Source organism: Corynebacterium sp. LaCa54, from assembly GCF_046717495.1.
Lineage (GTDB): Bacteria > Actinomycetota > Actinomycetes > Mycobacteriales > Mycobacteriaceae > Corynebacterium > Corynebacterium kefirresidentii.
Window position 1 is genome coordinate 2,173,077 of sequence record NZ_CP177115.1, and the last position, 25,277, is coordinate 2,198,353.

The window sequence follows — 25,277 nt, forward strand, 5'->3', positions numbered from 1 at the left end:
GCTCGCACAGCGCAGAACACAAAAGAAGGGGGCGTGCGGTCTTTTTACCGCACGCCCCCTTGTTCACTGCTCGGCCGCTTTCGCTGGCCGGGGAGGAACCTTTCTATTTGTAAAGCCCAGCCTCACGCGCCATAGCGGCGATTTCGGCAGACTTCTGCGCGATAGCCAGCTCCTCATTGGTCGGAACGACAAAGACCTTAACCGGGGAATCCTCAGTGGAAATCATGCGCGGCTGATCGGAGCGGACCAAGTTGCGCTCCTTATCAAAGTGGATGCCGTACATATCCAGGTTGTACAGGGAGTCCTGGCGCACCTCGGTATCGTTTTCACCCACACCGGCGGTAAAGGTGATGGCGTCAACGCGGCCCAGGGAAATCATGTAGGAACCGATGAAGCGGCGCAGCTGGTGGATGTAGATATTGTAGGCCAGCCACGCGTCCTGGTCCTCGTTGTCGATGCGCTCGCGCAGCGTACGGAAGTCATTGACACCGGAGATGCCCTTGACACCGGACTGCTTATTGAGCAGGTTGTCAATCTCATCCACGCTCATGCCCGCTTGGCGGACAAGGTGGAAAATGATGCCTGGGTCAATATCGCCAGAACGGGTACCCATGGCCAAACCGGCCAGCGGGGTCAGGCCCATCGAGGTATCAATGGCGCGGCCGTTGCGGATGGCCGCAGCGGAGGCACCGTTGCCCAGGTGAAGGGTGATCTGGTGGGTATGCATCGGGTCGCGACCCAGCAGGCCTGGAACCTGCTGAGAGACGAACTCGTGGGAGGTGCCGTGGAAGCCGTAGCGGCGAATATCGTACTTGGATGCCACCTCATTATTGATGGCATACAGCGCGGCTGCCGGCGGCAGGGTGTTGAAGAAGGCGGTATCGAAGACGGCAACGTGCGGGATATCCGGCAGCATCTTGCGAGCCACGCGGATGCCGTCCAAGTTAGCCGGGTTGTGCAGTGGAGCCAGCGGGATGAGGTCCTCAATCATGGACTCGATCTGGTCCACGATGAGCTGCGGCTCGGAGAAGAGGCGTCCGCCGTGGACGACACGGTGGCCAACGGCGATGACATCCACGTCGGTCGGGCCCACGTTGTGCTCACTCATGATGGCAAAAGCGCGCTCAAGGCCGAAGGAGTGAGTAGGAATTTCCAGCTCTTCCTTGTACTTCTCGCCACCGGTCTTCACGGTGACAGCGCCGAGGGGCTCGCCAACCTGCTCGACCAAACCAGAAACCAACGGGGTATCCGTGGCGCCGGATTCGGGATCGACCAGCTGGAATTTAACGGAGGAAGAACCTGAGTTAAGGACCAGAACGTATGACATTTATTTCTCTCCAGCCTGAATAGCGGTGATTGCAACGGTGTTGATGATGTCCGGAACGGTCGCACCACGCGACAAATCGTTAACCGGCTTGTTCAGGCCCTGCAGAATCGGGCCCACGGCGAGCGCGCCGCCGGTGCGCTGTGCCGTCTTGTAGCCAATATTGCCAGCCTCCAAGTCCGGGAAGACGAAAACATTTGCCTGTCCGGCAACCTCAGAATTCGGCATCTTCTTCGCAGCAACGCCTGGATCGCAGGCGGCATCGAACTGCAGCGGACCATCCACCTTGACGGAGGAATCCAGCTTCTTGGCGGCCTCTACGGCGGCCACGGCGCGCTCGACGTCCGGGCCGGAACCGGAAGTACCGGAGGAGTAGGACAGCATGGCCACGCGCGGGTCGATGCCGAACTGGGAAGCGGTCTGTGCGGAGACAATCGCGATCTCACCCAGCTGCTCGGCGGTGGGGTTCGGGTTGACGGCGCAGTCACCAAAGGCCCACAGGCGGCCGCGCATGACCATCAGGAAGATGGAGGAGACGACGGAAGCATTCGGCTTGGTCTTGATGATCTGGAAGGAAGGCTTGATGGTGTGGGCGGTGGTGTGAGCAGCGCCGGAGACCATGCCATCGGCCAAGCCCTTGTGGACCATCATGGTGGCGAAGTAGGAGATATCCTGCATCGTCTCGCGCGCCTGCTCGAGGGTAACGCCCTTCTTCTTGCGCAGCTCGGCAAAGTCGGCGGCGAATTCCTCCGCCAGCGGGGACTCGAGATGATTGATGATTTCGGCACCAGCCAGGTCGAGCTTGAGCTCTTCGGCGCGGGCCTTGATATCGGCCTCATTGCCCAGAATGGTCAGCTTGGCAACCTTATCGCGCAGCAGCACATGAGCGGCTTCGAGGATGCGGTCATCGTCGCCTTCCGGCAAGACGATGTGTGCGCCAGCCGCGCGGGCCTGGTCAATGAGCTGCTTCTGGAAGAGGTCTGCGGACATGACCGGGGTGACGTCGCCAAGCGAGGCAAGTGCACCCGGAACCGCCTCCAGATCGGTGAAGATGCCAGCGACGGTGGCACCCAAGGATTCCGCATTCTGCTGGGCCAGTTCGCCGGTGCGCTGCGGGGCGCCGGAAATGATGGCCAGGGGCAGGCCGAGGGCGGCAGCTACCTCAGCATCAAAAGCGATATCGCCGGTACCCTGCGCCACGATGTTCTCGGCAGCAGGCGCCTCAGCGAGTACAGCGGCGACGGTGGCGTCAAAGTCTTCGAGGCGGATGAACTCCGCCCCCAAGTCTTGGGCTAGGGCCGACACGTCGAGGCCATCAAAGCCACGGCCGATAGTGCTGATAACTGCGGAATGGGATGCAGACATGCAAATTACCTTTCATTCACGGTCACTTGAACACAATTAACGCGTGTCATAACTTCATGTCATCCATCACAGTTATTAACACGCGGTGACTCTTCCACTGTACGCGATTTACCCCCTCCTATGCCCTATCGTGACCGCCCTAAACTGGGGTTAGTAATGCTGTGGTTTTTATCGCATAGTGACCGCGTAGAATATGCAGCACAACGAAAGAAAGGACACCCTAAGCACATGACTAACCCAGTGCGCGTCGCCGTGGTCGGCTCCGGCCCGGCAGGCATTTACGCCTCTGACCTTCTAGTGAAATCCGACCTCGATGTGCAGATCGATCTTTTTGAAAAGATGCCAACGCCGTTCGGTTTGATCCGCTACGGCGTGGCACCGGATCACCCGCGTATTAAGGGCATCGTGCAGTCCCTGCACAACGTTATGGAAAAAGAAGAGATCCGCTTCCTGGGCAATATCGAGGTGGGCAAGGACATCACCGTCGAGGAGATGCGCGAGTATTACGACGCTATCATCTTCGCCACCGGCGCCACCGCCGATAAGCGCATGGGCATCCCCGGTGAGGATCTTAAGGGCAATCACGGCGCGGGCGAGTTCGTAGGCTTTTATGACGGCAACCCCAACTTCGAGCGCGACTGGGATCTCTCCGCAGAATCCGTCGCCGTCGTGGGCGTGGGCAATGTCTCCCTCGACGTCTCTCGTATCTTGGCCAAGACCGCCGACGAGCTGCTCATTACCGAGATCCCGGATAATGTCTACGCAGCGCTGAAGAAAAACCGCGCCAAGGAGGTCCACGTCTTCGGCCGCCGCGGCCCGGCACAGGCCAAGTACACGCCGAAGGAGCTCAAGGAGCTAGACGAGTCTCCGACCATTGAGGTCATTGTCAACCCCGAGGACATCGAATATGACGCCGCCTCCGAGGAGGCACGCCGCGCCGCCAAGTCCACCGACCTGGTATGCCAGACGCTAGAGTCCTACGCTATGCGCGAGCCGGGCGATGCCCCGCACAAGCTCTATATTCACTTCTTCGAATCCCCGGTAGAGGTACTGGGCGAAGAAGGTCATGTCACCGCCATCAAGACCGAGCGCACTGAGCTCAACGGCGATGGCACCGTAACCGGTACCGGCAAGTACACCGAGTGGCCGGTCCAGGCCGTCTACCGCGCGGTGGGCTACCACCCACAGTCCGTCGACGGTGTACCCTTCGACGAGACCAAGGCCACCATGCCAAACGACGGCGGCCATGTGCTGGCCAATGTCGACGGCGAAAAGCTGCCTGGCCTCTACACCACCGGCTGGATTAAGCGCGGCCCAGTAGGCCTGATTGGCAATACCAAGTCCGATGCCAAGGACACCACCACCATGCTCATCGCCGATTACAAGGCCGGTGACTTGGAGCCTGCCACCAAGCGCGATCCGCAGGACATCCTGGACTTCCTGGCTTCCCGCGATATCGCCGTGACCACCTGGGAAGGCTGGCACCGCCTAGATGCCGCGGAGCGCGCCGCCGGTGAACCGCACGGCCGCGAGCGCATCAAGATCGTCGAGTGGGACGAGATGGTCAAGCACGCCGGTCCGCAGGCCTAGCCCATGCCGCATTTCATTTCCGCCGCGCCCTTGGGTCAACTGGCAGCCTTGGACGTCCACCAGCTCTACAAGCTGCGGGTGGATGTCTTTGTGCACGAGCAGCGCTGCCCGTATGCCGAGATTGACGCCACCGACGCCGACCCCCAGACCGTGCACCTGCTGGCCTGGGATACGGACTCCCACGAATTGCTCGGCACGGCCCGCGTCTTTCCGGCTGCGCCTGCCGACGACGCCGCGCTTTCCGACGCCACGCCTACCAACGCCCCGACCACCGGCGCACAAATCGGCCGCTTCGCGCTCACGCCGGCCGCACGCGGCACGGGGCTCGGCCGCGAGCTACTCCAGGCGGCCATAGACCTTGGCGAGCGCATGCGCCCAGGCCAGCCGCTCTATCTGGAGGCGCAGGCCGGCCTAGTGGACTATTACGCTTCCTTCGGCTTCACGCCGACTGGAGAGCCATTCGACGACGAGGGAGTCCCCCACCAGCCGATGCTGCGCCCCGCCGGCTAGCCGCATAGCCAGCTAGCCGGCTACTAGTCGGCGTCGTCCACGCCGGAGGCGAGCTTCGGGTCGAGCTCCACGCCGCCCTCGTACTCCACGACCTCAATATCGGGAACATTCTCGGTTTCTGGATCGATGCCGCGGGCGCCGTCTTGCGCCAGCAGGCCCGGCGTGGAGGTCACCTCGATCTTGTGTGCCGCTAGTGCTGCGCGGTCGCGCGCTTCTTCCACATTTTCTGCAGTAGAAGAGACCAAACCCATGCGGCGGCCCTTGTAGGCCCCGGGCTTGCCAAAGAGTTTGACGTCCGTCTCCGCATAGCTGAGGGCCGCGGCGACGCCGGTATAGGCCACCTCATTCAGCTCCTCGTCCGCGTGGATGACCACGCTGGCACCCGGGGTGACCAGGGTGGCGTCGATGGGGTAGCCCAAAATCGCCCGGGCATGCAGGTCAAACTCGGAAAAGCGCTGCGTGTAGGCGGTAAGCATCGCCGTATCCGCGGGGCGCGGGGATACGGAGGAAAAGTACACGTCATCGCCGGCGACGAACAGCTCCACGCAGTACACGCCGCGACCACCCAGCTCATTGGAGATGCGCGCCGCCACAGAGCGGGCATTTTCCAGCGCAATCTCGCTCATTCCAGTAGGCTGCCACTCCTCCACGAGGTCACCGCGCTCGTGGCGGTGACCAATGGGCTCGCTAAACCACGTTGCCAGCTTGCCCGTGGCCGGGTCGATGGAGCGGATAGCTAGCAGGGTGACCTCAAGATCAAAGTCCACGAAACGCTCGGCCACCACGCGCTGCGAGTCCGAGGACACCCGCCGCACGGTCTCCCAGGCCACACGCACATCGTCCTCATCTCGGGCAATCATGTGGCCCTTGCCGGAGGTGGAGACATCCGGCTTAATGATGCACGGAAAGCCCAGCTCCCCGACTGCTTCTTCTAGCTCCTCCAATGAGCTAGCAAAGCGATACGCGGAGACCGGCAATCCAATATTCTCGGCCACCTCGCGCACGCACTGGCGATCCTGCGTCATGGCGCAGGCGCGAGCCGAGGGGACCACGATGGCATCACTTTGCGCTTCTATCTCTTCCAGCGCTTCTACCGCAACGGTTTCTACCTCTGGGACCACAAAGTGCGGCTGAATCTCCTGCGCTAGCTGCAGGATGCGCCCGGCGTCCTTGATATCGGCGACGTAGCTATACTGCGCCACCTGGTGTGCCGGCGCCCCCGCATACGAGTCCACCGCGTGGACCTCAAGGCCCAGGTTCTGGAAGGACATGGCCAGCTGCTTGCCCAGCTCGCCTGAGCCCAGCAGCAATACCTTGGTGGCATTGCTGGTCAGCGGCGTGCCAATATGACCGGCGATCTCGCCTGGATTATCCATGAAAATGCTCCTTCTAAGCCGCAGGCAGCGGCGGTTACTGCCCTAAATTATTTCATATTTAGGCCCCAACCCCACTACCCACATGCCAGGTGCCACGGATAAGAAAAGGCGCCCTGTGGGCAATTCCACAGGGCGCCTGAAACATTTCCGCCTAGGCTGCAGGAGCCTCAGCCGGAGCCTCCCCTGCCGGCTGCTCGGCGGGCTGCTCCGGCTCGCCTACCGGCTCCGCTACGGTAATGATGTTGTCCTCATAACCCAGTGCGCCGCCAACAAACTGGCCGCCGCAGGTAATAAGAACCAGGCGGTTCTCGCCTTCCTTATCGTTGACCACATCCGGGAATCCGGAACCCTTGGGCAGACGATACGGCGCTTCGGTCACGCGGAAAGTGCGCTCTTGGCCGTCGATGACCACGGTAAATTCCTGGTCCTTCTTCAGCTTGGTGAACTTCTCCGCATAACCAGTGCCCTGGCCCTGGTAGTTAATGTGGCCGGTAATCACACTCGAGCCCACATTGCCCGGCTCACCCGGTACTGCGGAGGCGGAATACCAACCCACGCGGGTGACGTCGTGTGGCGGAAGCAGCACGCCCTGGTCCGTGACCTGTACGGGATCCACGGCCGCGTACTCGCCATCAATCCCTACGGACATTCCCTCAAAGCCCTTGAACTCACCAGGCGCGGCTTCGTACTCGTGCTCCTGCTGGCCCGAATCATCCACGAAAGCATCAGACTTCGGTCCAGATTCCTCCGGTGCGCTCTCGCTGGCCACCGTCTCCGGCGCCGAGCCAGCCTCATCCTCATCATCGCGCGCCAAATACAGCACTACCTGCAACAAGATCAACGCCACAACAATGATGGCCGCGATAATAGCGATCAGCTTGCCACGGCCCATGCCCCGCTTGCCGACGCCCCCTTCTTCCCCACTCGCCGGATACTGCGAAGCGCCGTTTTCCTCCGGCTGCTCTGGCTCCCTGTGCTTTCCCATAGCTAGCTTCCTTCACTTCCTCGATTTGTCTACCCTGTGCAGGTTATATGCAAATCCCCTCCAGCGTGTGCAATCACACCCTGGAGGGGATTTTTGGTGTTTAAGTCTCAGCCCCAGTGGGGCGACCCGCAGGCCGCCTCACCGATGCTCAGGGATTACTTGATGTAATCCTGCATACCCGGCTCAAGCTCGGTTGCGCCGGACGGTACGGACTTAATCTCAACGCGGTCAGCGTTGGATGGCAGTGCGTTACCAGTCTCTTCAGGTTGCTGACCCTGGACCTCGATGCCGTGGCCGTGTCCATTGTCAGAGTTGCCGCCCTTAGGAGCGTCCTGGCCCTTGACCTCGTGACCATTGCCGCCATTGTGGCCGTCGGTGTGCTTACCGTTGCCACCATCATGGTTACCGGTGTTGTCACCGTGGCCACCGTTGTGGTTGCCATGATCCTTGTGGTCGAAGTGATCCTTGATGATCTTGCCCAAGCCGATGCCCGGAATCAGGATGAGCCACCACGGAATCTTGCCCTTGGAGGAACCGCCTGGCGTGTCCTGATCGTGGACCTCGTGAGAGGTCACAGTCTGATCCTTATCGTTGATGTCCTTGTGCTCAGCGATGTGGTTCGGCTTCTCCGAAGTAGCATCCGGAGTCTCCTTGCCATTCTTATCAACCTCGACAGAGGTCAACTCCTCAAAGGCAACCGCAGCCTCAACCGGCTCCGTCACATCATCATTAACAGTGATCTCAACCTCAACCTTGCCGTTAGAAGCCTCCGGCTTGAAGGTCTTCTCACCGGTACCCAGAACAGACTCGCCGTCCTCCTTGCTAATCAGCTCAGCCTTCAGGGTGTATTCCCTACCCGGAACCAGACCCTCATAGGAAACCTCATCAACAACCTTGGCACCAGCAACAACCTCGTGGGAACCATCAGCGAAGTCAGCATTAGTGGAAATCTTCGGGGTCTTCTCAGAACCCTCAGAGGTCACAGTCTGATCCTTATCGTTGATGTCCTTGTGCTCAGCGATGTGGTTCGGCTTCTCCGAAGTAGCATCCGGAGTCTCCTTGCCATTCTTATCAACCTCGACAGAGGTCAACTCCTCAAAGGCAACCGCAGCCTCAACCGGCTCCGTCACATCATCATTAACAGTGATCTCAACCTCAACCTTGCCGTTAGAAGCCTCCGGCTTGAAGGTCTTCTCACCGGTACCCAGAACAGACTCGCCGTCCTCCTTGCTAATCAGCTCAGCCTTCAGGGTGTATTCCCTACCCGGAACCAGACCCTCATAGGAAACCTCATCAACAACCTTGGCACCAGCAACAACCTCGTGGGAACCATCAGCGAAGTCAGCATTAGTGGAAATCTTCGGGGTCTTCTCAGAACCCTCAGAGGTCACAGTCTGATCCTTATCGTTGATGTCCTTGTGCTCAGCGATGTGGTTCGGCTTCTCCGAAGTAGCATCCGGAGTCTCCTTGCCATTCTTATCAACCTCGACAGAGGTCAACTCCTCAAAGGCAACCGCAGCCTCAACCGGCTCCGTCACATCATCATTAACAGTGATCTCAACCTCAACCTTGCCGTTAGAAGCCTCCGGCTTGAAGGTCTTCTCACCGGTACCCAGAACAGACTCGCCGTCCTCCTTGCTAATCAGCTCAGCCTTCAGGGTGTATTCCCTACCCGGAACCAGACCCTCATAGGAAACCTCATCAACAACCTTGGCACCAGCAACAACCTCGTGGGAACCATCAGCGAAGTCAGCATTAGTGGAAATCTTCGGGGTCTTCTCAGAACCCTCAGAGGTCACAGTCTGATCCTTATCGTTGATGTCCTTGTGCTCAGCGATGTGGTTCGGCTTCTCCGAAGTAGCATCCGGAGTCTCCTTGCCATTCTTATCAACCTCGACAGAGGTCAACTCCTCAAAGGCAACCGCAGCCTCAACCGGCTCCGTCACATCATCATTAACAGTGATCTCAACCTCAACCTTGCCGTTAGAAGCCTCCGGCTTGAAGGTCTTCTCACCGGTACCCAGAACAGACTCGCCGTCCTCCTTGCTAATCAGCTCAGCCTTCAGGGTGTATTCCCTACCCGGAACCAGACCCTCATAGGAAACCTCATCAACAACCTTGGCACCAGCAACAACCTCGTGGGAACCATCAGCGAAGTCAGCATTAGTGGAAATCTTCGGGGTCTTCTCAGAACCCTCAGAGGTCACAGTCTGATCCTTATCGTTGATGTCCTTGTGCTCAGCGATGTGGTTCGGCTTCTCCGAAGTAGCATCCGGAGTCTCCTTGCCATTCTTATCAACCTCGACAGAGGTCAACTCCTCAAAGGCAACCGCAGCCTCAACCGGCTCCGTCACATCATCATTAACAGTGATCTCAACCTCAACCTTGCCGTTAGAAGCCTCCGGCTTGAAGGTCTTCTCACCGGTACCCAGAACAGACTCGCCGTCCTCCTTGCTAATCAGCTCAGCCTTCAGGGTGTATTCCCTACCCGGAACCAGACCCTCATAGGAAACCTCATCAACAACCTTGGCACCAGCAACAACCTCGTGGGAACCATCAGCGAAGTCAGCATTAGTGGAAATCTTCGGGGTCTTCTCAGAACCCTCAGAGGTCACAGTCTGATCCTTATCGTTGATGTCCTTGTGCTCAGCGATGTGGTTCGGCTTCTCCGAAGTAGCATCCGGAGTCTCCTTGCCATTCTTATCAACCTCGACAGAGGTCAACTCCTCAAAGGCAACCGCAGCCTCAACCGGCTCCGTCACATCATCATTAACAGTGATCTCAACCTCAACCTTGCCGTTAGAAGCCTCCGGCTTGAAGGTCTTCTCACCGGTACCCAGAACAGACTCGCCGTCCTCCTTGCTAATCAGCTCAGCCTTCAGGGTGTATTCCCTACCCGGAACCAGACCCTCATAGGAAACCTCATCAACAACCTTGGCACCAGCAACAACCTCGTGGGAACCATCAGCGAAGTCAGCATTAGTGGAAATCTTCGGGGTCTTCTCAGAACCCTCAGAGGTCACAGTCTGATCCTTATCGTTGATGTCCTTGTGCTCAGCGATGTGGTTCGGCTTCTCCGAAGTAGCATCCGGAGTCTCCTTGCCATTCTTATCAACCTCGACAGAGGTCAACTCCTCAAAGGCAACCGCAGCCTCAACCGGCTCCGTCACATCATCATTAACAGTGATCTCAACCTCAACCTTGCCGTTAGAAGCCTCCGGCTTGAAGGTCTTCTCACCGGTACCCAGAACAGACTCGCCGTCCTCCTTGCTAATCAGCTCAGCCTTCAGGGTGTATTCCCTACCCGGAACCAGACCCTCATAGGAAACCTCATCAACAACCTTGGCACCAGCAACAACCTCGTGGGAACCATCAGCGAAGTCAGCATTAGTGGAAATCTTCGGGGTCTTCTCAGAACCCTCAGAGGTCACAGTCTGATCCTTATCGTTGATGTCCTTGTGCTCAGCGATGTGGTTCGGCTTCTCCGAAGTAGCATCCGGAGTCTCCTTGCCATTCTTATCAACCTCGACAGAGGTCAACTCCTCAAAGGCAACCGCAGCCTCAACCGGCTCCGTCACATCATCATTAACAGTGATCTCAACCTCAACCTTGCCGTTAGAAGCCTCCGGCTTGAAGGTCTTCTCACCGGTACCCAGAACAGACTCGCCGTCCTCCTTGCTAATCAGCTCAGCCTTCAGGGTGTATTCCCTACCCGGAACAAGGTCCTTATACGTCACGGTGTCAATAACCGTGGCACCCTTTTCTACACGGTTGCCATCCTTGATGGAAGCTTCCGTTTCAATCTTTGGCTCAAGACCCTTCTCCTGCTCACTAGTAGTAGGAGTCGGTTCCGGATTAGGCGTTACATCAGTCGTCTTATCCGGAGTCGTCTCGGAGGTGGTGTCCTTCGGAGTGGTTCCCTCAGAATCAGACGGCTCAGGATTCTCAGTTGTCTCGTTCGGAGAAGTCTCCCCGCCAGGATTTTCCGAAGTCGTCTCGGAGGTGGTGTCCTTCGGAGTGGTTCCCTCAGAATCAGACGGCTCAGGATTCTCAGTTGTCTCGTTCGGAGAAGTCTCCCCGCCAGGATTTTCCGAAGTCGTCTCGTCCGAAGAAGTCTCCTCAGAAGAAGTCGTGGGCTCTTCGGAACCACCACCATTGTCAGGCTCATCAGGCAGACCGGGCTGGTCTACCGGAATGACAGACTGAGCCTTTGAATTGCGATTGCCATTCGGATGCACAACGGTAATAAACGCATCTTCAGGCTGCTTTGCTATTTCCACCGTCGGGTCTTTTACAAGCTCCGGCACTTCTTTGGGTCCCTCGATTTTATAACCCGTAAGCGCCGTAAACTCTTCGTGCGATCCAGTAAACCCTGGGAAATAGTCTTTGCTATTTCCTACAATAGTTTCAAATGGTAGGTTCTTTGGATTCTGATGCGAATCAAGGAACATCAACAGGTAGACGTAATAGTTGGCAGCCGCCTTTTTATCCCCTCGTGCAGCTGCAGCTTCCATCTTCCGCCCGAGATTGATGACGGCGTCGTGATACTTCTCATCAAACTCAAGTTTCGTAGCGTTCTTCTTTTCATACGCTTCCCGCGTATTGAGAGGGGTTTTAGCGTGCGGTTCAATACACCAACCCCAGCCCACATCATTATTTTTGTTTCCACCATTGCCAAAGCCGGGCCCTGCTGGCTCTCCCGCCCAAACAAGCAGACCCCAGGAGTAGTCCGCGGCAAAATGCTGTGGGTCTTTTTCTTCCTTCTTAAGCTCGTTGCCCAATGTATTGTTGGGCGTAAAATCGGTAGGCTCAGCAGCCTCCGCCTTCGCTCCCGGAACGGTGACCATGGCCGCAATAACCGCAATCGCAGCAAGCACTGCAGTAAAGACCATCCACCCCTCTCGGGATATGTTTTTTAATCTACTCATTTTTCCTCTTCGAGCGGTACAAATACTTACATTCGCTTCCTGTACAGCGAGTTTTCGCTGAGCAGAACCTGAAATTGAGACTTGAACACACTGCAGTTAACCAGGGGATTCTACCCAAATCTAGATCAACTTTTATTGTGTACTTAGGATGGTATCACGGGAAAATTTAAGAATCCAGCCAGAAACCCTCAGGAAAGATGCATGTTGTACAGGCTTACTAACGCTTTAGACACAGGTACACGTATATATCCCCACATAACGCCCAGATTAAAATACACATATCCGATTTAGGATGGTTTCATTTTAGACCATATAGCCACGGCCAATAGCTCCATCAATACTAAGATTGATTTTAGCGATATCGATTTAAACACTTTCATACGCCGCTCGTTATTTGACGTTGTACAGCTTTGAAATTTGTTTTGCATACATTTTCGTCGCACTACTCCGAGCGGCACCCCTCTATAGTTTGGCGCTACAGATACTGCCAGTGCGCATTCGATAACAATATGCAACCATGCGTCACGGTGGACCTTCAGCAAGTCTTAACCCAGCTTCTATTCATCTTCAAGAAAATAAATGTGAGCGGAAACTCGCCTTAAGGTCGCCACAATCACACCTGGAGGCCACGCACAGGGGCAAGAAAATTTAGACAAAGAAAAACCCGCACGGGCCTCGGCAAGCAAATGCTTTACCTAGGCCGCAGTGCGGATCCTGAGGGAATGAACCAGGTCTTAAAGAACAGCAGTGACCTGGTAACCCTTCTCCTGCAGGAGCTGGGAGACTGCCTCGAAAGTAACGTCGTCCTTATCCGGGTTGTAGGTATCCGGATTCAGGGCGATATTGGCGGTGTCACCGTCGTAACGCACGCTGATGAACTCGTAGCCAGCCTCGGCATGGGCAGTATCGATAAGGGCCTGCACGTCGTCGTTATTGCCCTTCTCAGCAACAGCAACCTGCTTATTCTCAGGTGCCGGCGCAGCCTCCTGCGCCGCGGCACCCAAGCCAAAGAAGCTCATAATCGTGGCGAGTAGGCCACTCAAAAGCTTGATAATCATTGAAGTAACTCCCTGTGTATTAGTGCGCGGAAATAGGGCCCGCGAAAGCTGAAAATTCTCTGCACTTAAAGCCTGCTTAATTTTAACTTAGTGTTTAGGCGTGCACAACAGGGAAAGACTTAATTCAGCGTGTTAAGGCCGTGAGGGTAGCTAAAAAGCACCAAGATATCCCGGCACCTGTGCTTCGCCCCTAGGTTGGAGCTTGCTCCCCCAGGGAAGCGGGGAATTACCTAGTCAATAGGAAAACCTTGGGATGTCTACCTGAGGGCTGGAGGAATCCGCACTTTATGCGCAGATGTTAGCTACCGGGGCCAGAACCCGAACAGTGGAATGCCACTCGCTTCATAAAGGAGTGTTTCAGCATCACATCAATCTAGTTAGCCTGGCTAGCCGGCCATCCGCTGTAGATACCCAGCCGGTTTGTTAACGGGAAAATCTGGGTAGCAAACTGGCAGACGATGCCACTTGTCAGTGTAGGAACCTGCTCTACTCGTGGGGAAGTCCGAGATATTCACGGTCAATCTCTAAAGTTGAACGTGGCCAGGAACAGCAGCAAGGCCCCCGCCGATTGCGGCCGGGCTACAGTGGCATCGCTCGATGCCCGAGAATCCAAAGGATAGGCTGGGAAGAAGGAAACACCCAGCGTAGTCGATGCGGCTTGGACAACAACCGTTGCGACACCTTCATTCCTGCCCTAATCCCTCAACAAAGAGGGTTCCGTCACGCTCCAATAGTTCACTACCAGCGAAGGTAGATCAATTACTACCCCTACAATGCCGGCGGTATTGGAAGTAAGACACCTTCACCCTTATTAGTCACTGTGTCGAATATGCCGATCCTGAGGGGGTCAAAAGTGTCGGTCTTTCCTTGGCGCTTCCAGTAAACTTTCTAAAGTTAATTTATGATGTTTTCCGTTACTGTCGCCCGAGAGGGAAGTCTTATCGAGCGCGTTAGTAGCGATCCCGTTCCTCTCCTCCTGTAGCTACACACGGAACTTCCGTAGAAATACCAAGAGCCCCGCCACGCAGGACTAGCTGCGCGCGGGGCTCTCGCACCACGGTGGTGGTAAGAACTACGCCTTACTGATCCGCCATAACATCGTGGCGAACAATGGTCTGGTCGCGACCAGGACCGACGCCGATGTAGGAAATGCGGCAGCCGGACAGCTCCTCTAGGCGCAGGACGTAGTCTTGGGCCTTTTGCGGCAGCTCCTCAAAGGTGGAGCATTCCGTGATGTCCTCGTCCCAGGCGGGCATGGTCTCGAAGATGGGCTCGGCGTGGTGGAACTCGGACTGGGTAAGCGGCAGCTCATCGTAGCGCTTGCCGTCGACGTCATAGGCCACGCAGATAGGAATCTCACCGAGGCCAGTGAGAACGTCCAACTTGGTCAGGAAGTAATCGGTAAAGCCGTTCACGCGGGTGGCGTAGCGCGCAATGACGGAGTCGTACCAACCACAACGGCGCTTGCGGCCGGTGTTGACGCCAATCTCGCCGCCGGTGGTCTGCAGGTACTCGCCCCACTTATCAAAAAGCTCGGTAGGGAACGGGCCAGCACCAACGCGGGTGGTGTATGCCTTGATGATGCCCAGGGAGGTCTTGATGCGGGTTGGACCGATGCCGGAGCCCACGGAAGCACCACCGGCGGTTGGGTTAGACGAGGTCACGAACGGGTAAGTGCCATGGTCCACATCCAGCATGGTGGCCTGACCGCCCTCCATGAGTACGTGCTTACCGGACTCTAGGGCTTTGTTGAGCTCGAGCTCAGCATCGATAACCATCGGGCGTAGGCGATCGCGGTAGCTCAAGAAGTAGTCCACAATCTGGTCTGCCTCGATGGCCTTGCGGTTGTACATCTTCACCAGCATCTGGTTTTTAATGTCCAGCGCAGACTCGACCTTCTGGCGCAGGATGGACTCATCAAAGATGTCCTGGACGCGAATGCCAATGCGCGCGACCTTATCGGCATAGGTCGGACCAATGCCGCGGCCGGTGGTACCAATCGCGCGCTTGCCCAGGAAACGCTCCTGCACGCGGTCGAGCGTCTGATGGTAAGGGGCTACTAGGTGCGCATTGGCGGAAATCTTCAGGCGCGAGGCATTCGCACCGCGGGCTTCGAGGCCATCAATTTCATCAAAGAGCGCCTCGAGGTTAATTACCACGCCATTGCCCAGCACTGGGGTAGCGTTCTCAGACAAGATGCCGGCCGGCAGGAGCTTCAGCTCATATTTATCGCCGCCTACCACGACGGTGTGGCCGGCGTTATTACCGCCGTTCGGCTTGACCACGTAGTCAACCTTGCCGCCGAGGATGTCGGTCGCTTTGCCCTTGCCTTCGTCGCCCCATTGGGCGCCGACAATGACGATCGCTGCCATTGTTTAGTCACTTCCTCATTATTGAAGCCAAAATACTCTCCAACTTTACACTTTCCCGGCCAAAAAAGCGCGCGTAGCATGGTGCGCATGCGTTTTTTGTTCCTCCGCTGCGGCGCCCCGGACATCCCCATGCCCGCTGAGGCCCATGATCTCTCGGCCATTCCTACCCGCAAAGAGCTCGCGCTTATCGACGCCTTCCTATCCCCCCTCCTTCCCACCGACCCCACCCCCTCCCTCGATGACATCGCCGCCCAGCCCGACGTCCGCCACCTCGGCGCTCCCGCACCCGCCCCACAGGCGCCCCACCTAACAGAGCCCGCCCGCATCGTCGTCGCCGGCTCCGACGCCGCCCTCTCGGCCGTGCTCACTCGCCTCATGCGCTCCGACCGCCTCTGGGCCGAGGTTGCCTTCATCCCCGTCCCCTCGTCCGCAGCATCCTCCTCCTCAACCACCGCGCCGGCCACCTCCACTTCGTCCACCGCGTCCTCGGCCGCGCAGAACTGGGGTCTTCCCACCGCCCCGGCCGAAGCCCTCGACTTCGCCCGCACCGCCCCGGCCCGCCCAGCTCCGCTCATCCGCAACGATTCTGGCCTCGCAGTCGCTGGCTCTGCCACCATCTCGGATTCCGCAAACGGCGCTTTCACCGGCGAAATCATCATCGATGACCACACGCTCGCCGCCTCCTCCCCCAAGACCTTCGGCGCACGCCTAGTCCCGATGACCGATGCCCCCGGCATCCTCGCCGCCCGCGCTACCTCCCCCGTCGAATCCCAGGGCCGCCTCCGCTCGCTCCTGCGCAAGCCCGGCCAACTCGACCCCGAATCCGTGCGCACCGGCCGCGCCGTCCAGGCCGGCGGCCCACAGCTGCGCGTCATCGTCGATTCGGTCCCCCACAAGCGGCCGGTGACCCGCGTGACCTTCTACCGCCACCTGCGCGACCTCCAGATCGTCCGTCCTTAGCCCCCGCGCGACGTCACTCATTGCGCACGGCGTCTTTATCTACGCGCGAGGACGCTAGTCCTCGCGCCCCCACACCTCCGGCGGGTAGGCCGGATGCTGCGACGTCGGCACGAGGTGCGCCACGGCCGACTCACGCGAGAGCCCGCACACCATGAGCATATCGACCACAATGGAACGCGTCTGACCCAAAATCATATAGGCCGATAACGTGCCGTCCTTGTCAATGATGTCTATCCCGGCGCGCCCGCCCACGATGCGCAGACGCTGCACGAGGTCCGGAATCTCAATCGCTTCGTCGTGCCCATGCTGTTTGCCCTGGCCGTAGAGCTCGCTGATGGCGAGCATGATTTCAGAAAGCTCATCGAGCAATTCCACCTGCGCGTCTGAAACCTTGTCGCGGTCCTCCGTCAGGCCCAATGCCTGGCGGGAGAGCACGCGCACGCCGCGCACCGCGTTATCTACCGGCATGAGGATGCGCTCCAGCGAGCGAATGCTGCGCCGCGATGCCCACAACAGTGGCGAGACCTCCGAGGCCTCCCTGCCCGATTGCGCCGCACTCAGCAGGGTATTCACGCTGTCTTGCGTACCGCGCACCGCCTCGCGCGCATCTCGGATAACGGCGGGGTCTTGCTGGCGGATGCCGTACGTGACGTCGGCAAGAATGCTTGAGGCAATCTTGAGCACCTTCGATACCTCGCGCCGCGCCTCCACCAACGGGGAATTGGGAATCAACGCGATGGTTATCAGGCCAATGCCTGAGCCAATCATCGCGTCGATCGCGCGGTGCAGGCCACCCGGGCCCTCCGTGGGTGGAAAAATCGTCGCAATCAAAATCGCGCCAAAGACAATCTGGTTAGTAATCAGCGGCGACTTGGTCAAAAACGAGCCCACCACCAGGCCCGCGCCCACGATGAAGAAAATCTGGAACGGCCCCTGCCCCACAATCTGAAAGAGCAAGTCGCCTACGGCCACGCCGATGATGCCGCCAATCGACATCTCCAGCGCCTTCTTCATCCTGTCCCCACCGGACATCCCTAAAATGATGACCGCGGAAATCGGCGCAAAGAACGGCTGCGGGTGCCCCACCACATCGCCGGCCACCCAGTACGCGAGCGCCGCACCAATGGTCGCCTGCACAATATAAACAAACCGCGAACGGATGCGGTTTACCCGCGAGAGCACCGAGCGGTCAATCACCCGCAGCTTTTGCCGCGTTGAGACTCTTTCCTTCGCTTCCGACATGCCTTCCAGCATAGAAGACCGCCCCTACCATCGCCGCTGTCCCCGCGCATCTCGGCCGCCGGCTAACTTGTGGACAGCTCTTGCCGACGCCCCTTCTCCCCCACCCATCCACAATTTCCCCCTCCCCGGCCGCGCACCGCTTGTTCAGCCCTCGCATGCCTTTTAGCTTCGGCCGTGTGAACACCGAATTTCTCTTGCTATGCCGCCGCGGCGTCGACCTCGTCGCCGAATTTCGGGGCTGCTCCGAAGACTCGCTTCTCGAAGCCGGAGCCAGTCCCCTTCTGGCTGCCCAACTCGCCTGCCTGCAGCACGTCTACTTCGGCCGCACGTCGAATACCCGCAAGCAACACCACGCCCGCGAGGCCGCCCGCAGCCGCGGCCATGACCTCACCACGCTCGATAGCATCGAGTCTTATACTCGCCGCGTGCGCGATACCAACCGCGCTTGGGACCTGCGCCTAACGCTCTGCCGCACCGAGGCCCGCCTGATTCCCTCCGTGGCCAAGAAGCTACTCAAGCAGATCAATCCGCCCCGCCGCCCGGAGCCCGGCGTGCGCTATACCCGCCGCCCCGACGGCCCACACACCATCTCTATTACGGCCGATCCCACCGATATCGCCGATATCAAGGGCGTGCTCTCCTCCGTCAACAAGGACGACCCACTCGCCGCCGCCAAGAAGGTGCTCCTCGAGGGCAATCCCGGCGCGCTGCCGGCCGTGCATACCAACGTCATCCTCACCCTAGACCAGCTCGACCGCATCGTCGCTGCACCTTCCAATGCCTCCGATATCACCCTCCAGCTCACCAACGGCGCCCGCATGACCGGCGCACAGCTCGTTGCCCGCGCTCTCGCCCAGCGCGGCTACGTCAGCCTCGTTCACCCCGAGCACGGCCCGGTAAACCTGTATCGCACCGAGCGCATGGCCACGTGGAAACAACGCATGCTCGCCGCGGCCGAGCACCCCGTGTGCGCGTGGCCGGGTTGTAATACGCCTGCCGACGACGCCCAAGTCCACCACCTCACCGCCTGGTCCACCGGCGGACCCACAAACCAAGAAAATCTGGTCACCCTGTGCGCACACCACAACGCCATCAACCAGGATGACCCCTCCCGACCCACAGAACGCGGCCGTATGGTGCGCGTAAGTGGCCGCATCGCCTGGGTACCGCCGTGGAGCAATACCCCGCGCTTCGTCCCCAGCCCCACCCGGCCACCGAATCGCCACACGCAGCCACCTGGTCCTTAGCCCCTCGGCCCCACCACCCGCCAGCGCCGCCCGCGAAATCCCGACCCTGGCCGAAGACATGAAAAAGCCGCCTCCCACGCGGGGGAAGCGGCCAGTTCGGCGTGCCTACTTAAGGGGCTGCCGCAGCTTAGAAACTTTACTTGGAGAGGGACTTGCCCACAGAGTGCAGGTCCTGGCAAGACTCGATGACGCGCTCGGACATGCCCTGCTCTGCCTTCTTCAGGTAGGAGCGTGGGTCATAAACCTTCTTGTTGCCAACCTCGCCGTCAATCTTGAAGACGCCATCGTAGTTTTCCATCATGTGGCGAGCAACCGGGTTGGTAAAGGCATACTGGGTATCGGTATCCACGTTCATCTTGATGACGCCGTAGCGAAGTGCCTCTTCAATCTTTTCCTTCTCGGAGCCGGAGCCACCGTGGAATACGAAGTCGAAGGCGTACTCGTCCTCACCCAGGCCGAGCTTCTTCTGTGCAACCTTCTGGCCCTCCAGCAGGACCTCTGGGCGCAGCTTCACGTTGCCTGGCTTGTAGACGCCGTGAACGTTGCCGAAGGTAGCGGCCAGCATGTAGCGGCCCTTCTCACCGGTGCCCAGGGCATCGATGGTCTTTTCAAAGTCCTCCGGGGAGGTGTACAGGTTAGCGCCTGCCTTTGCCTGAACGCCGTCCTCTTCGCCGCCGACGACGCCAATCTCAGCCTCGAGGATGACGTGAGCGTTCTTAGCCTTTTCCAGCAGTTCCTGTGCGATGACCAGGTTCTCGTCGATTGGAATAGCGGAGCCGTCCCACATGTGGGACTGGAACAGCGGGTTCTCGCCGCGGTCGACGCGCTCCTGGGAGATAGCCAGCAACGGGCGGACGTACTCATCGAGTACCTCCTTCTGGCAGTGGTCGGTGTGCAGCGCGATATTGACGCCGTAGTGCTTCGCGGCCTCATGAGCGAATGCGGCCAATGCCTGAGCACCCTTGACCTTATCCTTCAGTGCCAGGCCGGAACCGAAGGCTGCGCCGCCGGTAGAGAACTGGATGATGCCGTCGGACTCGGCCTCCGCAAAGCCCTTCAGAGCTGCGTTAATGGTCTCAGAAGAGGTGCAGTTGATAGCTGGGAACGCGAAGCCATTCTTCTTCGCGGTATCCAGCATCTCGTTATAGACCTCAGGGGTTGCAATTGGCATGAATTTCCATCCTTAAAAGTGGGTTTGTGGTCAAACACGTTCCAGCACCCAAGTATGCCCGTTTCACGGAATTTCTGCCGCAAAAACTCTGTGACATTTTCAACCCATCTATGCGCGCCGCACAACTGGCCCGCCCCTGCGGACTATTTAGATAGATGCCGCGTCACGCGAGCGCAGGCCTCCATCAGCATCCATCCGGAAAGTTGCACGGATAAATCGCGCTCGTCCACGCGGATGATGCCTACCTTCTCACTCATGGTGCGCCGGCCGAAGCCGTAGTTATGCGGCAGGCGCGCATCGGACAACCAATCAGAGCCGAAGATCGGCAGACCATCAACCTCTAAGCGGTGCTCCCACACCGACTCGGCCGAGGCCATCACCATGCGCGCGGCCAGCTTCTTCGTGGCACGGTTGGCGGGAGAATCGCCGGGCAGGCGCACGGCGACGTCGGCAAGATAGCGCATCAAAATGCCCTTAAACAGGCCCCCATCACCATCGCCGGTCTCCCAGTCCACCACGCCCGAGGGGGTAGCCATGCCCGAAGCCACCGTCTGCACCAGGCCGCGGATGCGGATAATGTAGTCCATCATCTCGGACGCCAGCTCGGCCTCGTGCACGCTGTCGATTTGCTCCAAATCACCGATACCGGCCTTTTCCCGCAGCGCCAGCACAATTTCCAAGCACGCACCTAGAACCACGCCTTGGCAGTAGGGGTGGATGTTTTTTACCACCTCAGGGCCGTCCATGCGCATGCGCACGCCGTCCATGATGTAGCCGTCGTCATCAAGCAGGTGATCGTAGATCCAGTCGATGATGTGGCGCGCTTCCTCAATGCGCCCCATCCGCGCCAACATGATGGCGCCCGGGCCATTGGAGGGCACGTTCATGAAATTCTCGCCGAGGCGCCACGGCAACACGCCGAGCGATTCATCGAGTCCTTCGTGGATATTGCGCTGCAGCTCCGCCAAACGCTTCGGCGTCTTCGCCTTCTTTAGCTCCTCCACGCGGCCGAAGGCCAAGGCGAGCCACCCCTTGTCATCGTAGTATTTATTCTTCGTCAGCTGCGTCAGGTTGCGGATACGAATCCCCCGCATGGTGTCGAAGATGCGCTGTCGGCGCACCTTGGTGTTATTGCGCAGCGCCGCATCAACGAGGCAATCCAAATAATGGGCCTGCCACCAGTAGTGCCAATGGATGAAGAGTTTTTCTTTCGTGGTAGGCGGCCAGCTCACCACCGCAAGATTGGTGCGCGGCAGGCCCCACACAGGGTGCGCGTGGCGCTCATTGATGGCCGCTTCTGCAAGTTCGGCGCGGTGGGCCCATTTTTCTTCCACGATTCCTCTATCACTCCAGTTACGCGGGTAGATATAGCTAGTGTAACGATCTTCCTACCAAGAGTTGGCTAGATCAGCGTGCTGGCGAATCCAGGCGTGCATGGCGATTCCGGCCGCGACGCCTGCATTGATGGAACGAGTAGAGCCGAACTGGGCGATGGAGCAGGTCATCACGGCGGCGTCCTGGGCAGCTTGTGTCACGCCGGGGCCTTCCTGGCCGAAAAGTAAAAGGCTGCGCTCGGGCAGCTCGGCCGTTTCCAGGGGCACGCAACCGGGGGTGTTGTCGATGGCGACGACGGTCAGCCCCTCCTCGGCCGCCCACGCAATAAGCTTCTCGACGCTCTCATGGTGCATCAAGTGCTGGTACCTATCCGTCACCATTGCCCCACGCCGATTCCACCGCCGGCGGCCGACGATGTGCACTGTATCGACGGCGAAGGCGTTGGCGGTACGCACGACGGTGCCAATATTGGCATCGTTTTCAAAGTTCTCGATAGCGATGTGCAGGCTATGCCGGCGCTTATCGATGTCCTTTTTGATCGCTTCCCTGCTCCAGTAGCGGTAGGCATCGACGACGTTGCGACGGTCGCCTTCAGCGAGCAGCTCTGGGTCGTATTTCTCAGCCTCTGGCCCTTGCGGCAGCGGACCTTCCCACGGGCCTACGCCATGGCGGCCCTCGTTCCACTCGGTCGGGCCCTTGGCCTCGTCTGCGTTAGGCAAGGTCAAGGTCGCCCAGGCCCAACAGGGAGCGGTATTCAAGGCCTTCTGCGGCGATGACGTCGCCGGCACCAGTCTCGCGGTCTACGACGGTCGCTACGCCAACGACCTCGGCGCCGGCCTCGCGCAGCGCAGCCACGGCGGTCAGCGGGGAGTTACCGGTGGTCGTGGTGTCTTCTACGACAAGGACCTTCTTTCCTTCCACGTCCGTGCCCTCGATGCGGCGCTGCATGCCGTGCTTCTTGGCTTCTTTGCGCACGACGAAGGCGTCGATATCGCGGCCGTCGGCATGCATGATGGAAGTAGCAACAGGGTCGGCGCCGAGCGTTAGGCCACCGACGGCCGCGAAATCCCAATCGGCGGTCAACTCGCGAAGCAGCGCACCGATGAGGCGGGAGGCCTCGTGGTGCAAGGTAGCGCGGCGCAGATCCACGTAGTAGTTAGCTTCCTTGCCCGAGGACAGGGTCACCTTGCCGTGGACTACGGCCAGTTCCTTGACTAGCTCGGCAAGGCGGGCCTTCTTCTCGGCATCCAGGTTCTGGGCATTCGCGGTGTGCGCATTGGTGTTGTGAGAATCCACAGTCATCTGCTCCTTGTCGTGGTTCGTGCACGGCGGCTCGTGCGCGGCGGCAGGCCGCCAGTATCGGTCTCTAGGCTACTCTTCCCGGCGCGGGTCCGATTCCTCGGCTGCACGGGAATCGGCCGCGCCGGGGGCGGGCCCACTAGTGGAATCGTCGGAGGGGCCGTCGAAGATGGAGGCAGCGCGGAACTGCTGGCGCGGCAGGCGGGCGGTATGAGAATCGGGGGTGGGGCGCTCGCGGCCGTCGGCAATAGCGTCTACTTCGTCGCCGCCTAGCGCGCTGTGTTCGACCGGGCCGCGGGTTTCGGAGTACGCCCGGGACGGCATGTGCAAAGGCTCTTCCGGCCGCTGGATGACGGGACGCTCAAACACGGGCGCACCGGCAGCCGGCGCACCGCCGACAGCTTCCGCGATGGGCTGGGCGGGAATCTCGCGAGCTGGATCCAATTCCTCTAGTCGCACCACGTGAGTGGCCGAGGAGCGCGGTGGCAAGACACGGGCGGCGTCTGCCAATAACGCAAGCGGCGGTAGCATCGCTTCCCATTCCGCGGAGCGCGCCTGCTTCGTAGTCTGTGCTAGCACCCACTCAGTTTCCATCCACAGTGCGGTGACCGCTTCGGGCATTTGCTGCAGGGCGACGTGAACACGCTCGTCTACCATGCGCTCGGTAACAGCACTATCCGAGGAATACACATCAAACCCCTCAAGAGTCATGGCTAAATGCAGATCCTCGGAGGCCTTCGTGTCTTCGCGGTCGAAGCGACGGAAGTCCACCACCATGTCTGAGGCCGCTCCGGTGCGCATCGCCATGACGTTGACGCCATCAATATCCATCAACAGCATCTCGTGGCCATACACGTTTCCCGCGACAATGTCTTTTGGCGCCGCACCGGTAGAGGCCACTCCCCTCGTCCATTCATCTACGAGGTAAGGATCGGACTTCATAAATTCGAAGCCTTTTGCTTCTGCCCAACTGCGGCGCTCGCGACGCAACGTTCCCGGCAGAATCGGCCGATGGCGGGTGTGCGGCTTGGAGGGCGCGCGGTTCTCGCTCGCGGTCTCCTGGCTCGGATTGTGGCTTCGCTCGTGCTTCGGCTCGTTGCTCGGCTCCTGGTCTGGTCCGCGCTCAGGGGTTGGCTCAGGGTCTTGCTGGGTTTCAGACTCCGGTGCGGACTCTGGTGCGGCTTCGGCATGGGACTCGGGAGCTGGGGCAGCTGGCGAAGACGCTAGGTGGGCTGGGTCGACAGCGGGGGCATCGCTAGAGGTCGAGTCAACGGGAGCGGTATCGGAAGAAGCAGGCTCGGCGGACTCGGTGGACTCGGTCCTGGGCTCAGGCTCGGGGGAAGCGGCGTCGACAGGCGCGGCGTCTGCGGGAGTGGTGTCTGCGGGAGTGGTGTCTGCAGGAGCGGTGTCCGCGGGCGCGGTGTCTGCAGGCGTGGCGTCAGCGGGCGTCGGGTCCGTGTCGGCGGAGAGTGTAGGGGCGGAGGTGCGCTGTTTGCCTTCGTAAAGCAGCAAGGCACCGCCGACAATGCCGAGAAGTAGCGCCAAAGCAAGGATTAGAAAAGCCATCACCCCACGATAGTAGTAGGAACAAACAAGCCCTCAGCGCTCGGCGCGCGGAGGCGGGAGGCTGAGGGCGAGGGGTGAGCGTGGGCGATTAGCCGTTGACGGTAAGGCGGTCGCCGCGCTCGACAGGGTTCTTAGGGTTAGCGGACCACTGCGACCAGCCGCCGACATAGTGGCGCAGGCCGGTGAAGCCGGCGTCGTGCATGGCGGCGAGGGCGAGGGCGGAGTGGTTGCCAGAGCCGGAGTAGATGATGGCGCCTTGGACATTGTCGGGGGTTAGTCCGGCGTCGAAAAGAACTTCGCGGATTTCACCCGCAGACTTCCAGGTGCGCAGGCCGTCGTTGTGGAAGAGGCGCTCCGGCACATTGACGGCGCCGGGGATATGACCGGCCTTAAGGTCGAGGTTTTCGCGGCGGCCGGCAAAGCGGTTGCGGGTGCGGGTATCGATGAGCAGGCCATCGTGACTGCGCACGTCATCGATGGTGGCCACCGGCATCTGGCCGGGGTTTACCGTGGCGCTGGCGCCCACGGCGAAGTTGCCGGGGCCGGTCAGCGTCGTATAGCCCAGGTGGCGCCAATTGGCCAAGCCGCCGTCGAGGATGCGGACGTTGTCCAAGCCGGCCCAGCGCAAGGTCCACCACGCGCGGCCGGCGAATAGGCCGCGCCCCTCGTCATAGACCACGACGGGGCGGTCCTCACGGATTCCCCACTGGCGGAAGTGCTCCTGCAGCTTATCCGGATCCGGCAGCGGGTTGCGGCCTACCTGTGAACCGGGGAGACCGGCGAAGGAATTAGCGGTATCGCTAAACAGTGCCGTAGGAATATGCAAGGAAGTGAACTGGTTATAGCTCTGACGCAGCTGTGGCTGCCAGTGGGTGGCCAAGAGGGTAAATCGTTCGCCGTGATAAATGGATTCGCGGAGTTCTTGTGGGGAGACCAAAATGCTCATGCC

General features: G+C 59.5%; 18 protein-coding genes. 4 read left to right on the forward strand and 14 right to left on the reverse strand.

All coding sequences use genetic code 11. The features are described from left to right. Positions 1-103: 103 nt before the first annotated feature. Positions 104-1,327 (reverse strand): acetate kinase, encoded by a 1,224-nt coding sequence (locus ACLI1M_RS10525; protein WP_023019978.1) that lies wholly within the window; start codon positions 1,325-1,327, stop codon positions 104-106. Continuing rightward, positions 1,328-2,689 carry a phosphate acetyltransferase gene (pta, locus tag ACLI1M_RS10530; protein ID WP_225746378.1) on the reverse strand — a complete coding sequence of 454 codons (1,362 nt, stop codon included), beginning with the start codon at positions 2,687-2,689 and terminating at the stop codon, positions 1,328-1,330. It lies immediately after the preceding gene. 228 nt (positions 2,690-2,917) lie between these two features. Between pta and ACLI1M_RS10535 the strand changes: the two genes are divergently transcribed. After that, complete coding sequence (locus ACLI1M_RS10535) at positions 2,918-4,279, forward strand: FAD-dependent oxidoreductase (protein ID WP_411706566.1); 1,362 nt, start codon at positions 2,918-2,920, stop codon at positions 4,277-4,279. Positions 4,280-4,282: 3 nt separating this feature from the next. Continuing rightward, positions 4,283-4,789 carry a GNAT family N-acetyltransferase gene (locus tag ACLI1M_RS10540; RefSeq protein WP_248100053.1) on the forward strand — a complete coding sequence of 169 codons (507 nt, stop codon included), beginning with the start codon at positions 4,283-4,285 and terminating at the stop codon, positions 4,787-4,789. Positions 4,790-4,812: 23 nt separating this feature from the next. On the opposite strand, the gene purT is transcribed toward ACLI1M_RS10540, so the two are convergent. The 5 genes from purT to ACLI1M_RS10565 form a co-directional block, all read right to left on the reverse strand. Then, positions 4,813-6,165, reverse strand: a complete 1,353-nt coding sequence (gene purT / locus ACLI1M_RS10545; RefSeq protein WP_248100051.1) for a formate-dependent phosphoribosylglycinamide formyltransferase — start codon at positions 6,163-6,165, stop codon at positions 4,813-4,815. 151 nt (positions 6,166-6,316) lie between these two features. Next, positions 6,317-7,150 carry a class F sortase gene (locus ACLI1M_RS10550; RefSeq protein ID WP_248100049.1) on the reverse strand — a complete coding sequence of 278 codons (834 nt, stop codon included), beginning with the start codon at positions 7,148-7,150 and terminating at the stop codon, positions 6,317-6,319. Between the two features lie 155 nt (positions 7,151-7,305). After that, positions 7,306-12,078, reverse strand: coding sequence for a VaFE repeat-containing surface-anchored protein (locus ACLI1M_RS10555; RefSeq protein WP_411706567.1), 4,773 nt, complete (start codon positions 12,076-12,078; stop codon positions 7,306-7,308). A gap of 734 nt (positions 12,079-12,812) precedes the next feature. Continuing rightward, on the reverse strand, positions 12,813-13,136 hold the full coding sequence (locus ACLI1M_RS10560; protein ID WP_317001915.1) for a malonyl-CoA-ACP transacylase: 324 nt from the start codon (positions 13,134-13,136) through the stop codon (positions 12,813-12,815). Positions 13,137-14,215: 1,079 nt separating this feature from the next. Next, the gene (locus tag ACLI1M_RS10565; RefSeq protein WP_340440550.1) at positions 14,216-15,508 is read right to left on the reverse strand and encodes an adenylosuccinate synthase; all 1,293 of its coding nucleotides are present in this window, start codon (positions 15,506-15,508) and stop codon (positions 14,216-14,218) included. Between the two features lie 87 nt (positions 15,509-15,595). Between ACLI1M_RS10565 and ACLI1M_RS10570 the strand changes: the two genes are divergently transcribed. Continuing rightward, the gene (locus tag ACLI1M_RS10570) at positions 15,596-16,468 is read left to right on the forward strand and encodes a hypothetical protein (protein ID WP_408918601.1); all 873 of its coding nucleotides are present in this window, start codon (positions 15,596-15,598) and stop codon (positions 16,466-16,468) included. 54 nt (positions 16,469-16,522) lie between these two features. Here ACLI1M_RS10570 and ACLI1M_RS10575 read toward each other — a convergent pair whose 3' ends face one another. After that, on the reverse strand, positions 16,523-17,722 hold the full coding sequence (locus ACLI1M_RS10575; protein ID WP_239209020.1) for an FUSC family protein: 1,200 nt from the start codon (positions 17,720-17,722) through the stop codon (positions 16,523-16,525). Between the two features lie 164 nt (positions 17,723-17,886). Here ACLI1M_RS10575 and ACLI1M_RS10580 point away from each other — a divergent pair, with 164 nt between their 5' ends. Then, positions 17,887-18,957 (forward strand): HNH endonuclease signature motif containing protein, encoded by a 1,071-nt coding sequence (locus tag ACLI1M_RS10580; RefSeq protein ID WP_411706568.1) that lies wholly within the window; start codon positions 17,887-17,889, stop codon positions 18,955-18,957. 136 nt (positions 18,958-19,093) lie between these two features. On the opposite strand, the gene fbaA is transcribed toward ACLI1M_RS10580, so the two are convergent. The 6 genes from fbaA to ACLI1M_RS10610 form a co-directional block, all read right to left on the reverse strand. Further along, entirely contained in the window at positions 19,094-20,128 is a 1,035-nt protein-coding gene (gene fbaA / locus ACLI1M_RS10585; protein WP_023019991.1) for a class II fructose-bisphosphate aldolase, read from the reverse strand. Between the two features lie 143 nt (positions 20,129-20,271). Continuing rightward, positions 20,272-21,462, reverse strand: coding sequence for a glycoside hydrolase family 76 protein (locus ACLI1M_RS10590; protein ID WP_023027775.1), 1,191 nt, complete (start codon positions 21,460-21,462; stop codon positions 20,272-20,274). Positions 21,463-21,516: 54 nt separating this feature from the next. Then, complete coding sequence (locus tag ACLI1M_RS10595) at positions 21,517-22,182, reverse strand: TrmH family RNA methyltransferase (RefSeq protein WP_200288592.1); 666 nt, start codon at positions 22,180-22,182, stop codon at positions 21,517-21,519. Next, complete coding sequence (pyrE, locus tag ACLI1M_RS10600; protein WP_051138304.1) at positions 22,175-22,765, reverse strand: orotate phosphoribosyltransferase; 591 nt, start codon at positions 22,763-22,765, stop codon at positions 22,175-22,177. Before pyrE ends, ACLI1M_RS10595 begins: the two co-directional genes overlap by 8 nt. A 69-nt stretch (positions 22,766-22,834) precedes the next feature. After that, positions 22,835-24,328 (reverse strand): hypothetical protein, encoded by a 1,494-nt coding sequence (locus ACLI1M_RS10605; protein ID WP_234288157.1) that lies wholly within the window; start codon positions 24,326-24,328, stop codon positions 22,835-22,837. Between the two features lie 88 nt (positions 24,329-24,416). Further along, positions 24,417-25,274, reverse strand: coding sequence for a sulfurtransferase (locus tag ACLI1M_RS10610; protein WP_023019996.1), 858 nt, complete (start codon positions 25,272-25,274; stop codon positions 24,417-24,419). Between the last annotated feature and the right edge of the window lie 3 nt (positions 25,275-25,277).

What these genes read in the sequence shown, in the direction of transcription:
- purT (WP_248100051.1), bottom strand. Translation starts at nt 6,165, where the DNA reads ATGGATAATCCAGGCGAGATCGCCGGTCATATTGGCACGCCGCTGACC.
- ACLI1M_RS10605 (WP_234288157.1), bottom strand. Translation starts at nt 24,328, where the DNA reads ATGGCTTTTCTAATCCTTGCTTTGGCGCTACTTCTCGGCATTGTCGGC.
- ACLI1M_RS10575 (WP_239209020.1), bottom strand. Translation starts at nt 17,722, where the DNA reads ATGCTGGAAGGCATGTCGGAAGCGAAGGAAAGAGTCTCAACGCGGCAA.
- ACLI1M_RS10570 (WP_408918601.1), top strand. Translation starts at nt 15,596, where the DNA reads ATGCGTTTTTTGTTCCTCCGCTGCGGCGCCCCGGACATCCCCATGCCC.
- ACLI1M_RS10560 (WP_317001915.1), bottom strand. Translation starts at nt 13,136, where the DNA reads ATGATTATCAAGCTTTTGAGTGGCCTACTCGCCACGATTATGAGCTTC.
- ACLI1M_RS10565 (WP_340440550.1), bottom strand. Translation starts at nt 15,508, where the DNA reads ATGGCAGCGATCGTCATTGTCGGCGCCCAATGGGGCGACGAAGGCAAG.
- ACLI1M_RS10535 (WP_411706566.1), top strand. Translation starts at nt 2,918, where the DNA reads ATGACTAACCCAGTGCGCGTCGCCGTGGTCGGCTCCGGCCCGGCAGGC.
- pyrE (WP_051138304.1), bottom strand. Translation starts at nt 22,765, where the DNA reads ATGACTGTGGATTCTCACAACACCAATGCGCACACCGCGAATGCCCAG.
- ACLI1M_RS10540 (WP_248100053.1), top strand. Translation starts at nt 4,283, where the DNA reads ATGCCGCATTTCATTTCCGCCGCGCCCTTGGGTCAACTGGCAGCCTTG.
- ACLI1M_RS10525 (WP_023019978.1), bottom strand. Translation starts at nt 1,327, where the DNA reads ATGTCATACGTTCTGGTCCTTAACTCAGGTTCTTCCTCCGTTAAATTC.
- ACLI1M_RS10550 (WP_248100049.1), bottom strand. Translation starts at nt 7,150, where the DNA reads ATGGGAAAGCACAGGGAGCCAGAGCAGCCGGAGGAAAACGGCGCTTCG.
- ACLI1M_RS10555 (WP_411706567.1), bottom strand. Translation starts at nt 12,078, where the DNA reads ATGAGTAGATTAAAAAACATATCCCGAGAGGGGTGGATGGTCTTTACT.
- ACLI1M_RS10610 (WP_023019996.1), bottom strand. Translation starts at nt 25,274, where the DNA reads ATGAGCATTTTGGTCTCCCCACAAGAACTCCGCGAATCCATTTATCAC.
- pta (WP_225746378.1), bottom strand. Translation starts at nt 2,689, where the DNA reads ATGTCTGCATCCCATTCCGCAGTTATCAGCACTATCGGCCGTGGCTTT.
- fbaA (WP_023019991.1), bottom strand. Translation starts at nt 20,128, where the DNA reads ATGCCAATTGCAACCCCTGAGGTCTATAACGAGATGCTGGATACCGCG.